The sequence below is a fragment of the Glutamicibacter sp. ZJUTW genome (genome assembly GCF_008370855.1).
Taxonomy (GTDB): Bacteria; Actinomycetota; Actinomycetes; order Actinomycetales; family Micrococcaceae; genus Glutamicibacter; species Glutamicibacter nicotianae.
In genome coordinates this window covers 2,875,260-2,887,740 of the sequence record NZ_CP043624.1, presented here as the reverse complement: position 1 = coordinate 2,887,740, position 12,481 = coordinate 2,875,260, and the positions used below count along the sequence as shown (strand labels likewise).

Sequence of the window (12,481 nt, the reverse complement as noted above, 5' to 3'; positions counted from 1 at the left end):
GATCAGCAGACTAGACGAGAACCTGAAATCGGTCGCTAGACTCGCCAGCGCAGCTTGCCATTGGCATCGGTTTTGCAGGTGTAGTACTTGCCGGCCTTGGACTTGCCGCGCTTACCCTGATCCGCCTTCTTGCAGTAGGCGCCCGGATGCACGGTGCCCTTGACCACCGAAGGCGCCTTCTTCACGTCCTTCTTCGGCGAAGCCTTGGGCTTGGAACCGGCTGGCTTGATCGGGGTGACCTTTGCGGCCTTCTGGTTGCGGCACGTCTTCAGCACCTTGGCCATCGCATTCTTTTCCGCCTTGGTCACCGACAGCGCGTACTTCTTCTTGACGCTGATCTGGGTTGCCACGTACTGGCACCGGAAGGACTTGTTCTTCGGGAGCCACTCGGCGGTGTTCTTGTCGCCCTTCTGGCGATTGGCTGAGGCGCTGGACGCCATCAAGTTCAGCGGGTCATTGGCCAGGGCCTGGCGCTGGGCCTGCGACAGTTTCTGGCCGCCGGAAATCCACGCGTTCTTCAGGGAAACCACATGGTCGATGTCGACGCTGCCTGACTTGACCTTCCAATTGATCTTCTTGCCGGTGTAGCTGTCATGCAACGTGCCCGAAGCTACGGTGCACTTCTTGCGGTCCTTGAACTTCACCTTGGACATGTCCCGGGACAAGGTGTCCTGGCGCTCGTCGCACTTGTCCTTGTCGAAGTCCTTCCAGCCATTGCCGAATTTCTTGTTCCGGTTGTATCCGGTGGCTGCTGCCTTGCCCTTCACCGGCAAGGTCGCCAGCATTGCGGTGGCTTTGGGACCATTGAGCTTCGCCCCGGGCTTGACCTTCTTGCTGCTGGTGGCAACCCGTTCCACCTGCAACGGCTGGTCTGTTGCCAACAGGTTGTCGGCCTGTGCGAGCTGATTGATCTGAAGTGCAGAAGGATCTGCCGGTGCGCTGCATCCAGCAAGCACCAATATTGCAGCGCAGAGCGCAGCGAAAAGTTTTTTAGGCAAGGCGGAGTCTTTCAAATGAAACGCGAACTGATGGATGGCCAAGGATGCCGCAATGCACCCCCATGTAAAACTTGTACATTGCAGTATCCCGGGCTAGTCAACACTGTAATCCATGAAACGGACAAATTATCTGTTGGCGTTGAAAGGTGACGACGCCGCCAGTTCAATGAGCCGAGGGCATGGAACGGAAAGGCTATTCGGAGGAACGCGAGACCCACACCGCGGCAGCCGCACGCGAGCCCAAGCGCAAGGTTTCCCCAGTCGCGCAGACCTGGACATTCACCGTCTCGGAGAACTGCTCGCCGGGCGTTACCTGCAGCTGCGCGCCGACAACGATCCGGTGATCGGAGAAATACTGCAGCAGCTGCGAATCATCATCGGCAATGCGCTCGACCTCCACCCGGGCGTCATCGACGGCTTCGCCCAAGTTGAAAGCCTGGGGAATGGAAATGCGGCCTTCGGCGGTCGGGATGGGGTCGCCATGCGGATCGCGGGTGGGATGCTCCAGCAGGCTGTCGATGCGTTCGATCATGAAGTCGGATACGGCATGTTCCAGGCTCTCGGCCTCGTCATGCACCTGGTCCCAGCGGTAGCCAAGCATTTGCACCAGGAATGTTTCGATCAGGCGGTGGCGGCGGACCATGGTCAGCGCATACTCGCGTCCCAGCTTGGTGAGCGTCACGGCTCCATAGGGCGCATGGTCGAGCAGGCCCTGCTGGCGCAATTTGCTCAAGGCGCCGGACACCGTGGAGAGCTTCATTCCCGATTTGCTGGCAATGATGCTCGCGGTGACCGGATCACTGGACCACTCGGTGAGGCCGAAAATGATCTTGAGGTAATTCTGCGCGCTATCTGAAAGCTGGTTGACCGACACAAGAACCATCTTAGCGACCGCTGCGCTTGCTGGCTCGACGTGACTTTGGTTATGGGACGTTTGGCCTTGAACTCCCGAGGCAACTTAAAGCAACTAGTCACCAGCCCGAAAAAATATAGTCGCTGGGTAGGGATTATTGATAGGCAAGCGCAGTGTATTGACTTAATTTTCTTTGTGCGGAAAACTGTGTAATCGATTCCATGGAATCGATTACACAATAAGCAAAGGGGCTTATCGCCATGAACGCTGTCACCATCAAAGATGTGGCGCTTGCAGCCGGAGTTTCCTCCGCTACTGCCTCGCGCGTTCTCTCAGGCCACCCCGCCACTTCGGCCGCTTCCCGGGAAAAGGTGGCAGCCGTCGCCAAGGAACTGGGATTCGTTCCCAACGCCCAGGCCCGCTCCCTGCGCTCCACCAAAACCGACACCATCGCGCTGCTGATCTCCGATGTGCGCAACCCCTACTTCTCCGATCTTGCCCACGCTGTCGAGCAGCAGGCGCACGCCGCGGGAATGATGACCTTCATCGGCAACGCCAACGAAGACACCGAGCAGCAGGACCAATTTCTCGCAGCGATGCTCTCGCGCCGCGTCGACGGGCTGATTGTCGTGCCCCAGGGCCTCGACGAAGACGCCGACCGGCCCAGCCCGATGATGCAGCGCATCATCGCCTCGGGAACCCCGCTGGTCTTCGTGGACCGGACCCTTCCAGAGCAGCGCATCCCCTCGATCACCGCCTCCAGCACCGGCGCCCTGGAAGAAGCCATCGCGCAGCTCAAGCTCCTGGGCCACACCAGCATCGCCTTCCTCGGCGGCCCGGACCACGCCTCCACCGCCCGCGAACGCCACAGTGCCTTCGATTCGGCGATGGCGGCCAACGGCCTGAGCATCAATCCCGCCCTGCATTTTGCCGGCGACTTCCGTGCCGCCTCCGGTGCGGACGGCGCCCGCTGGCTGCTGGAGCATGAACTGCAGCCCACCGCGGTGGTCATCGCTGATGCGCCGATGGCCATTGGCGCGCTGACCGTGTGGCGCGAAGCCGGCATCCGGATCGGAAAGCAGCTCTCGGTGATCTCCTTCGACGAGGTGGATGCGATGCTCATGCACGATCCGCCGATTTCCACGATCAGCCACGACCTGACCAGCATGGGCCGCGCCGCGGTCACCGCGCTGCAGGAAGTGATGGCCGGCAAGAGCCCGGAGCCGCAAGAATTCATCAGCCGATTCACCGCGCGTGAGTCGCTGGCCCCAACGCAAGCAGCCACCGGCGCATAGGTGAGGATGGAAGGAACGAGAATGGGTAATGACGCTCTGCTGGTCCTGGACAAGGTCTGCAAGTCCTTCGGCCCGGTACAGGTGATCGACGAGGTCACCGTCGAGGTGCACGCGGGCAAGGTCTCCGTGCTGCTCGGCGAGAACGGCGCAGGCAAGTCCACGCTGATCAAGATGATCGCCGGCGTGCACGAGCCGGATGCCGGCCGGATCCTGATGGACGGCAAGGCCGTGAAGATCCCCAACACCAAGGCCTCCGAAGCCCTGGGCATCGCTACCATCCACCAGGAACTGAACCTGGTGCCGTCGATGACCATTGCCGAGAACATCACCCTGGGCCGCGTGCCGCGCAAGTTCGGCATCATCAACCGCCGCGCCATGCGCCAGATCGCCCGCGACGCGATGGGCAAGCTCGGGCTGAAGCTGGATGTGGATACGCCGGTGGGCGAGCTGGGCCTGGCCCAGCAGCAGCTGGTGGAAATCGCCAAGGCCCTGAGCCTGGACGCCCGCGTGCTGATCCTCGACGAGCCCACCGCGGCCTTGACCAAATCTGAAATTGCGCACCTGTTCTCGGTGGTCAACACGTTGAAGGCGCAGGGAGTCGGCATGGTGTTCATCAGCCACCACCTCGATGAGATCGCCGAAATCGGCGACTTCGTGAACGTGCTGCGCGATGGCAAGTTCATCGCCACCGTCCCGGCCGGCACCGAGGAGAACGAACTGGTCAGGCTCATGGTCGGCCGCGACATCGACGCCCAGTTCCCGCGCGTGGCCACCGAGCCGGGAGAGCAGCCGCTGCTGAGCGTGAAGAACCTGTCCGACGGCATGCTCAAGGACATCTCGCTGGAGGTCCGCCCCGGCGAAGTAGTGGCCCTGGCCGGCCTGATGGGTGCCGGGCGCACCGAGCTGATCCGCGCGATCGCCGGAGCGGACAAGTACTCCAGCGGCAGCGTGGCGGTGAACGGCAAGAAGCTGGCCAGCTTCGACGTCGCGGCAGCCACCCGCGCCGGCATCGGCCATGTGCCCGAGGACCGCAAGACCCAGGGCCTGGTGCTGGATGCCTCGGTGGCCGAGAACATCGGCTACGCCACGATGGCTTCCACCGCCAAGAGCGGCTTGGTCGACCGCAAGGGCCAGAAAGCCCGCGCGCAGCAGGTCGCCGAACGCCTGCGCATCCGCATGGGCAGCATCGACCAGCCCATCCGCTCGCTCTCGGGCGGCAACCAGCAGAAGGCGGTCTTCGGCCGCTGGTTCACCGCAGGAGCCAAGGTGCTGCTGCTCGACGAGCCGACCCGCGGCGTGGACGTGGGCGCGAAGGTCGAAATCTATGAACTGATCAATGAGATCACCGCCTCCGGAGGCTGCGTCTTGATGGCCTCCAGCGAACTGCCCGAAGTGCTGGGCATGTCCGACCGCGTCCTGGTCATGAGCCAGGGACGCATCGCCGGGGAACTGGCTACCGAAGAAGCCACCCAGGACGCCATCATGTCCCTGGCCGTCAGCAATGTGCACCGCGAAGAAGAAATGGGAACCAAGTAATGAGCAGCGTAGCTACAGCCCCGAAGAAGGGGTTCGACTTCAAGGCATTCCTTGCCAATAACGGAGCCTTGGTGGGCCTGGTCATCCTGTGCCTGGCCCTGTTCATCGCCACCCCGCGCTTCTTGACCGGGCCGAACCTGCTGAACATCGGCATCCAGGTCTCCACCATCGCGGTGATGGCCTTTGGCATGACCTTCGTGATCGTCGCTGCCGGCATCGACCTGTCCGTCGGCTCTGTGGCCGCGCTCTCGGCGATGGGCTCCTCCTACGCGATCACCACCGCCGGGCTGCCCGACGGGCTGTCCATCCCGATCGGCCTGGCCGTGGGCGCGCTGTGCGGCTGGGTCACCGGCGCGATGAGCGCCTACGGCAAGCTGCCCACCTTCATCGCCTCGCTTGCGATGCTCACCGTGGTGCGCGGGCTGACCCTGGTGATCTCAGACGGCCGTCCGATCTCCACCAGCTCCTCGGTATCCTGGTTGGGCGATGACCTCGGCCCGATCCCGATGCCGATCGTGATCCTCGTGGTCTCCGGCCTGCTTGCAGCCTTCGTGCTCAACCGCACCGTCATCGGCAAGAACGCCTTCGCAGTCGGCGGCAACACCGAAGCCGCGCGGCTCTCCGGCATCCCGGTCAAGCGCGTGCTGGTCACCGTATTCGTGATTTCCGGCGTGTTCGCCGCGCTGTCGGGCATGATCCTGGCCGGACGCCTGGACTCGGCCCAGCCGACCCTGGCCTCCGGCTACGAGCTGGATGCCATCGCCGCAGTGGTGATTGGCGGCGCCTCGCTCTCCGGCGGCGTCGGCCGCATCTCCGGCACGCTGATCGGTGCGCTGGTGCTGGCAGTGATCCGCAACGGCCTGAACCTGCTCTCGGTCTCCGCGTTCTGGCAGCAGGTAGTCATCGGCGCCGTGATCGCGATCGCCGTCGGCTTCGACGTGCTGCGCCGCAAGAACGTCAAGCACTAGATTTTCCACCCCGAACCCAATAATCCAACAGCAGTTCAAAGGAGAACCCCCATGAAGAACATCGTGCGCAAGACCGCAGCCGTCACCGTCGGCCTGGCCCTGGTGCTGGGCACCGCCGCCTGCAACCGCGGCGCCGAAGCCGAAGCCGGCTCGGCCACCTTGGCAGTGTCCACCCTGAACAACCCGTTCTTCGTCGACCTGCGCGATGGCGCCGAAGCCGAGGCCGAAGCCCAGGGCATCGACCTGTCGGTGGTCGACGCGCAGAACGACTCCGCAACCCAGGCCAACCAGCTGGCCACCGCCGCAACCAACGGTTCCGCCGGCCTGATCATCAACGCCGTGGACACCGAAACCGCCGAAGCCGGCCTGGCCCCGGTTGTCGAGGCCGGCCTGCCAATCGTTGCCGTGGACCGCGCCGTAGGCGACACCAAGATCGCTTCCTTCGTGGCGTCGGACAACGTGGCCGGCGGCGAGCAGGCAGCCAAGGCGCTGGCCGAGTCGCTGGACGGCAAGGGCAAGATCATCGTGCTCGAAGGCGTTCCCGGCGCTTCGGCAACCAACGAGCGCGGCGAAGGGTTCGACAAGGGCCTGGCCGAGTACAAGGACATCGAGGTCGTCTCCTCGCAGACCGCCAACTTCGACCGTGCCGAAGCCCTGGACGTGGTCACCAACCTGATGCAGGCCAACCCGGATGCCACCGGCATCCTGGCGATGAACGACGAAATGGCTTTGGGCGCCATCCAGGCGCTGGGCGACAAGGCCGGCAAGGACGTCAAGGTAGTCGGGTTCGACGGCACCGAAGATGGCTTCAAGGCCGTCGAGGACGGCACCCTGGTTGCCACCATCGCGCAGAACCCTGCCGAGCTGGGCAAGCAGTCGGTGCAGATCCTGGCCAAGGCCATCAAGGGCGAGGAAGTCGAAGCCAACGTGCAGGTTGCCGTTGACACCGTCGACGAGAAGAACATCGCCGAGTACGCAGGCGAGTAATCTGCTTTCATAGCAGGAATCAAGCAGGACACCGGCACCCATCGGCCGCCGGGCAACGAGAACCAGGGGAATAACCATGCAGCAGCACATCCAGGTCACCATTGTGGGCTCAAGCAACGTGGACATCACCGCGTTGATGGCCCGCCTGCCCGGACCGGGAGAAACCGTGCTGGCAGATTCCTACCAGCTCTCGCCCGGCGGCAAAGGTGCCAACCAGGCGCTGGCCGCGGCCCTGGCCGGCGCCACCACCGAATTCATCGGCGCGGTCGGCAACGACTCGCACGCCGGCATCGCATTGGGACAGCTTGAGGAAGCCGGCGTCAAGCTGGATCGCGTCACCCGCGCCAGCGAGCCGACCGGCGTCGCCATCATCCAGGTGGACTCCGCTGCGGAGAACTCCATCGCCGTGGTCTCCGGAGCCAACTCGACGGTCACCGGTGAGGCAGTGCAGGCCGCCGGGAGCATCGAGGGCATCCTGGTGCTGCAGGGGGAAATCCCTGCCTCGGGCATCAAGGCAGCCATGGATGCCGCCACCGACCGCATCGTGCTCAACCTGGCGCCGGTGATCGAATTGGACCGCGAGTACCTGCTCAAGGCCAACCCGCTGGTGGTCAACGAGCATGAGGCAGAGGCAGTGCTGCAGCAGCTGAACCCGCAGCTGAACCTGGAATTCGCGGGCAAGTATGAGCGCCTCGCCGGGTTGCTGGTCGAAGAAGGTATCGACAGCGTGGTGATCACCCTCGGCGCCAACGGCTGCCTGGTCGCCGACCGCGCCCCCTTGGAAAACGGCGGAGCGCAGGTTCGCGCGCTGCCCGCGGTAAAGGTCAAGGCCGTGGACACCACCGGTGCCGGCGACGCGTTCACCGGTGCGCTGGCCGCCCGCCTGGCCAATGGGGACGACTTGGCGCAGGCAGCGGAATTCGCCGGCAAGTTCGCGGCCCTGACGGTGCAGGCCCACGGAGCCCAGGCTTCCTACCCGCGTTCCCTGCAGAACCTCTAAGCCCCCTTATTCGAGCAAGACCTTAAGGAAGCCTCTGTGCTGAAATCCGAAATTCTCAACGCTCCGCTGCTGGCCGCCTTGGCCACCTGCGGGCATACTGACACCGTGGTGATCGCTGACTGCGGACTGCCGCTTCCGCACGGCCCGCAGGTCATCGACCTGGCCCTGGTCCAGGGGGTGCTCAGCTTCGAGCAGGTGCTCGATGTCCTGTCCCGCAACCTGGTGATCGAGAACAGCACCTTGGCATCTGAAGCAGAGAATGGCCCCGTGCAGGAACTGTGCCGCACCAAGGGCCTGGATCCCCAGTTCATCTCCCATGATGAGCTCAAGGCACAGCTGCCCCAGGCCAAGGTCATCGTGCGCACCGGCGAGGCGACCCCGTACGCCAACGTGATCCTGCACTGCGGTGTAGCTTTCTGACCAGCCAGCCGTGAGCCGGTGCCCGCCGCAAGTGCGGGCGCCGGCTTTCGCGTCCCAGCGGCTGCCTAGAATGGGATTATGGAGCACAGGAACCAGTCCGGAGAAAATGGCGAGCTGTTTTCCCGGATCGCGCCGGAAGCCGGGCTGCTGCTCGGAGCCGGCCGCGCCATCCTGCTCCAGTTGGCCCACCCGCAGATCGGACGGGCTATTGCCGAGCACTCGGGCTTCGCGGCCAACCCGCTGAGCCGCCTGGTCCATACCCTCGGGTACATCTATGCGCTGAGCAACGGCACGGCAGCACAGCAGCGAACCATCATCGATTACGTCAACGCGGCGCATCGGCCCGTGCGCGGAACGCGCTCGAACGGCATGCCCGCCTATTCAGCGCTGGATCCGAAGCTGCAATTGTGGGTAGCGGCCACGCTCTATGATTCGGCACGGACCATTGCCGGCCAGATCCTGGAAGAAAGCAAGAACGAGCAGGAAGAGCTCTACTCGCAGTACGCGCGGCTCGGCGATGCCTTGCAGATGCCGGGAGATTACTGGCCCAGGAACCTGAGCCGATTCGATGAATACCTTGCGCAGAACCTCGCCACGCTGCACGTCACCGAGCAGACCCGGGCGCTGGCCCGCGAGCTTTTCGAAGCCCGCAACACTCCGTGGTGGATCCGGATGGGCATGCCGCTGATGCGGGATGTGACCATCGCGCAGCTGCCGGCCTCGGTGCGCGAGGACTTCGGCTATCGCCTCACCGGTACGGCCGCGAAGCGCAACGCCCGAGTGATCGCTGTTGCCAGGGTGGCCACGCGGATTCTGCCGCGGTTCATCCGGCATGCCCCGATGCGCCTGGTCTTGCGACGGGTCGAGAAAATGGCCCGTGCCGGCGGAAACTCACGTCCCTGACTTGTCCTGTGCATGGTCCGGGATCAGGATCCGTGGCAGCGCCAAGAGCAGGAACAAGGCCACCAGGATCAGCGGCCCGCCGACCCACGCCCCGATCTGCCAGCCGAAAAGAACTTGCAGCACAAACCAGACGCAGCCCGAGACCAGCAGTCCCACGCCAATGCCCACGATCTTGACGATGACATGTCCCAGGTTGACCGTCTGCTGCTTCAGCCGCTGGCCGAAGAAATAGCGGTGCACTGCCACGGGCGTGATCAGCAGCAGAATCAGCAAGGTGGCAGCGACCAGCAGGATGATGTAGACGATTTCGTCGGTGCGGCTGAGCATCTCGAATCGTGCCTGGAACGGCAGCACCACGAGGAAAGCTGCAAGGATCTGCACACCGGTTTGCATTACGCGCATCTCCTGCAGCAGCTCATTCCATTGCCGGTGCGGTGCGCCATCGCTGGTATCGGGGTGGGAACGCCCGGTCATAACTGTTCTCCTTGGCCTCAATCCGTCGGCTGGCTGAACCTGCCGACCCAAAATGACTATGCCAAGCAAAGCCGTTGCGGGCAAGAGGCTTTTAATCCACCGAGCCAAACTGTAGGCCGCGGCCAGTACATTGGGGAGCCCAGCCAGACTTGAACATTGGAGGACAAGATGGAAATCGAGAGCTCCGCTGGGAGCAGTTTCGACGTGTGGTCGATGCCCAGCCGCGGCTTGGCCTGGTGCGATTGCGGCAAAGGCCATGAACTCACGGAAAGCATCGTGTACCGGGCCTTCGGTGAAGCCGGATACGAACCAAGCAGGCCGCTGACGCACGAGCAGCTGGTCGACCTGATTGCCCAGGTGTGGCACTACTCGGAAGTCTGCCGGTTCTTCCACTTGGCAGTCGAGCAGGCGGCAACGCGCATCCATGGCAAAGTCGATGCGTACTACCCGCTGGACCACAGCATCGACATCGTTGGGTTATTCTCGAAAACCTGGCAAGGCTGCCCGGATGCGGCCTGCCAGGCCGAAGGGTGAGCCAGCGGCCGGCGAATTGAGCCGAGCGTGCACGGGCGCATAGTGTGGGGAAGATGAACAGCTTTGCATCCTCCCGGGCCCCTGCCGAGCACGACGGATTCATCCATGTGCGGGGCGCCAATGAGAACAACCTGGACAATGTCGAGGTGCGTATCCCGCGCGATGCCATTGTCGCCTTCACCGGGGTTTCCGGTTCCGGGAAATCCTCCCTGGCCTTCGGCACGATCTTCGCCGAATCCCAGCGCCGGTTCCTGGAGTCCGTGGCGCCCTACGCCCGAAGGCTCATCGCCCAGGGGCACACGCCCAAGGTGGAATTCATCTCCGGACTTCCACCGGCCGTGGCCCTGCAGCAACGGCGTGGCTCCGCCAGTTCGCGGTCCACGGTCGGAACCCTGACCACGCTGTCCAACTCGGTGCGCATGCTGTTCTCGCGCGCCGGCGACTACCCCGACGGGGCAGCACGCCTGGATTCGGACGCCTTTTCCACCAACACCGCAGCGGGTGCCTGCACGCACTGCCACGGTGCGGGGACGGTGCATTCGGTCAGCGAGGCCTCGCTGGTTCCAGATCCCTCACTGAGCATCAGGGACGGGGCCATTGCCGCCTGGCCGGGGGCCTGGCAGGGCAAGAACTTGCGGGACATCACCACGCACCTTGGCTACGACATCGACGTCCCGTTCCAGCAGCTGCCCGCTGAGGCACGGCAGTGGCTGCTGTTCACCGAGGAACAGCCCGTAGTGGAAGTGACCCCGGAACGCGACCGCGTGGCCAAACCCTACAAGGGACGGTTCTGGAGCGCCGAACGCTATGTCCGGCACACGGTCGCAACCTCTAAAAGCGAAAACTTGCGCACCAAGGCGCTGGCGTTCATGCATTCGCAGGATTGCCCGGAATGCTCTGGGACGGGCTTCCGCCCCGACGCCCTGCAGGTCACCTTTGGCGGCCTGGATATTGCGCAATTCAACCGCAAGCCGCTCAGTTCGCTGGCGGGGCTCTTGCGCCCCTTCGCAGCCGAGGCCGGGACTGAAGCGCAGGCCGAAGTAGTGAGCACCATCAGCGCCGACCTGCTGGGCAGGGTCGAAGTGCTGGTGGAGCTCGGGCTGGGCTACCTGAGCCTGGACCGTGGCACGCCGACGCTGTCGCCGGGGGAGATGCAGCGCTTGCGTATTGCCACCCAGCTGCGCGCAGGCTTGTTCGGTGTCATCTACGTGCTCGATGAGCCATCCGCAGGGCTGCACCCGGCCGATGTGCAGCCGCTGATCGAGGTGCTCGATGCGCTCAAGGCCGAAGGCAACTCGGTGTTCGTGGTGGAACACAACATGGATGTGGTCAGCCGTGCGCAGTGGATTGTCGACGTCGGGCCGGGTGCGGGCAGCAACGGCGGGCAGGTGCTCTACAGCGGAGAAGTCGCCGGCCTGTCCGAAATCGAAGCATCCGTGACCCGGGGTTTCCTGGATCCGGGGCCGGCGCCGCGGCGCGAGCAGCGTGAACCCGGTGGATGGGTGCGCCTTCGCGGAGTGGAACTGCACAACCTTGCGGGAGTGGATGCGGCGTTCCCGCTGGGAGTCTTCTGTTCGGTCACCGGTGTGTCCGGCTCCGGAAAGTCCAGCCTGGTCTGCGGGGCCCTGGCCCAGGCTGCGGGCGGCCCAGTAGCCGAAGCGGAAGAGCTTGAGGTGGCAACGGAACGCGCGGTGATCGCCGAGGTGACCGGGGCACAGCAGCTCAGCCGGGTGGTGCTGATGGACCAGAAACCCATCGGACGCACCCCGAGATCCAATGTCGCCACCTACACGGGCCTGTTCGATGCGGTCCGCAAGGCGTTTTCCGAACTGCCGCTGTCCAGGGAACGCGGCTACAGTGCTGGCCGGTTCTCCTTCAATGTCGCCGGCGGACGCTGCGAAACCTGCCAAGGCGAAGGCTATCTGGAAATCGAGTTGCTCTTCCTGCCCGGGACCTATGGGCCATGCCCCGAATGCCACGGAGCCCGGTACAACGAGCAGACCCTTGAGGTCGAGTACCGGGGCAAGAACATTGCCCAGATCCTTGAGCTGGATGTGAGCGAAGCCGAGGAATTCCTCTCCGGGATTCCTGCGGCGGCGCGGGCGCTGGCTACCCTGCGCGAAGTCGGCCTCGGCTACCTGCAGCTAGGCCAGCCAGCTACCGAAATGTCAGGTGGCGAGGCCCAGCGCATCAAGCTGGCCACTGAGCTGCAGCGGCAGCGCCGTGGGCACACGCTCTACCTGCTCGATGAACCGACCACCGGTTTGCACCCTGCCGACGTGCAGCTGCTGGTATCGCAGCTGCAGCAGCTCGTCGACCAAGGCAACACCGTTATCGTGGTGGAGCACCAGATGGATGTGGTGGCCGCCAGCGACTGGGTGATTGACATGGGACCTGCCGGCGGAGATGGCGGCGGGCGCATTGTTGCCGAGGGGACCCCGACGCAGGTGGCGCACAACAAGGCCAGCCGGACTGCGCAATATCTTGCGCGCCGGCTGGCCTTGTGAAGCTGG

Annotated in this window: 12 protein-coding genes; 9 read left to right on the top strand and 3 right to left on the bottom strand. The window is 64.0% G+C overall.

Annotated elements, in window-relative coordinates:
• Positions 1-35: 35 nt before the first annotated feature.
• Positions 36-998, bottom strand: a complete 963-nt coding sequence (locus tag F0M17_RS13570; RefSeq protein ID WP_149597304.1) for an HNH endonuclease family protein — start codon at positions 996-998, stop codon at positions 36-38.
• Between the two features lie 193 nt (positions 999-1,191).
• Complete coding sequence (locus tag F0M17_RS13565; RefSeq protein WP_149597303.1) at positions 1,192-1,872, bottom strand: metal-dependent transcriptional regulator; 681 nt, start codon at positions 1,870-1,872, stop codon at positions 1,192-1,194.
• A 239-nt stretch (positions 1,873-2,111) separates the two neighbouring features.
• On the opposite strand from F0M17_RS13565, the gene F0M17_RS13560 reads away from it, so the two are divergent.
• The 7 genes from F0M17_RS13560 (at position 2,112) to F0M17_RS13530 (ending at position 8,960) form a co-directional block, all read left to right on the top strand.
• The gene (locus F0M17_RS13560) at positions 2,112-3,146 is read left to right on the top strand and encodes a LacI family DNA-binding transcriptional regulator (protein WP_038990901.1); all 1,035 of its coding nucleotides are present in this window, start codon (positions 2,112-2,114) and stop codon (positions 3,144-3,146) included.
• Between the two features lie 21 nt (positions 3,147-3,167).
• Entirely contained in the window at positions 3,168-4,682 is a 1,515-nt protein-coding gene (locus tag F0M17_RS13555; protein WP_149597302.1) for a sugar ABC transporter ATP-binding protein, read from the top strand.
• Entirely contained in the window at positions 4,682-5,650 is a 969-nt protein-coding gene (locus F0M17_RS13550; protein WP_038990903.1) for an ABC transporter permease, read from the top strand. The genes F0M17_RS13555 and F0M17_RS13550 overlap by 1 nt, the downstream gene beginning before the upstream one ends.
• A 51-nt stretch (positions 5,651-5,701) precedes the next feature.
• Positions 5,702-6,637, top strand: coding sequence for a substrate-binding domain-containing protein (locus F0M17_RS13545; protein WP_066141556.1), 936 nt, complete (start codon positions 5,702-5,704; stop codon positions 6,635-6,637).
• A 76-nt stretch (positions 6,638-6,713) separates the two neighbouring features.
• On the top strand, positions 6,714-7,637 hold the full coding sequence (locus F0M17_RS13540) for a ribokinase (RefSeq protein ID WP_149597301.1): 924 nt from the start codon (positions 6,714-6,716) through the stop codon (positions 7,635-7,637).
• Between the two features lie 36 nt (positions 7,638-7,673).
• Positions 7,674-8,057, top strand: a complete 384-nt coding sequence (gene rbsD / locus F0M17_RS13535) for a D-ribose pyranase (protein WP_149597300.1) — start codon at positions 7,674-7,676, stop codon at positions 8,055-8,057.
• A 78-nt stretch (positions 8,058-8,135) separates the two neighbouring features.
• Entirely contained in the window at positions 8,136-8,960 is an 825-nt protein-coding gene (locus F0M17_RS13530) for an oxygenase MpaB family protein (RefSeq protein WP_149597299.1), read from the top strand.
• On the opposite strand, the gene F0M17_RS13525 is transcribed toward F0M17_RS13530, so the two are convergent.
• Positions 8,949-9,434 (bottom strand): DUF6328 family protein, encoded by a 486-nt coding sequence (locus tag F0M17_RS13525; protein WP_038990906.1) that lies wholly within the window; start codon positions 9,432-9,434, stop codon positions 8,949-8,951. The genes F0M17_RS13530 and F0M17_RS13525 overlap by 12 nt on opposite strands.
• A gap of 168 nt (positions 9,435-9,602) precedes the next feature.
• Here F0M17_RS13525 and F0M17_RS13520 point away from each other — a divergent pair, with 168 nt between their 5' ends.
• Positions 9,603-9,968, top strand: coding sequence for a hypothetical protein (locus F0M17_RS13520; RefSeq protein WP_141357145.1), 366 nt, complete (start codon positions 9,603-9,605; stop codon positions 9,966-9,968).
• A 53-nt stretch (positions 9,969-10,021) separates the two neighbouring features.
• Complete coding sequence (locus F0M17_RS13515; protein WP_149597298.1) at positions 10,022-12,475, top strand: excinuclease ABC subunit UvrA; 2,454 nt, start codon at positions 10,022-10,024, stop codon at positions 12,473-12,475.
• Positions 12,476-12,481: the final 6 nt, after the last annotated feature.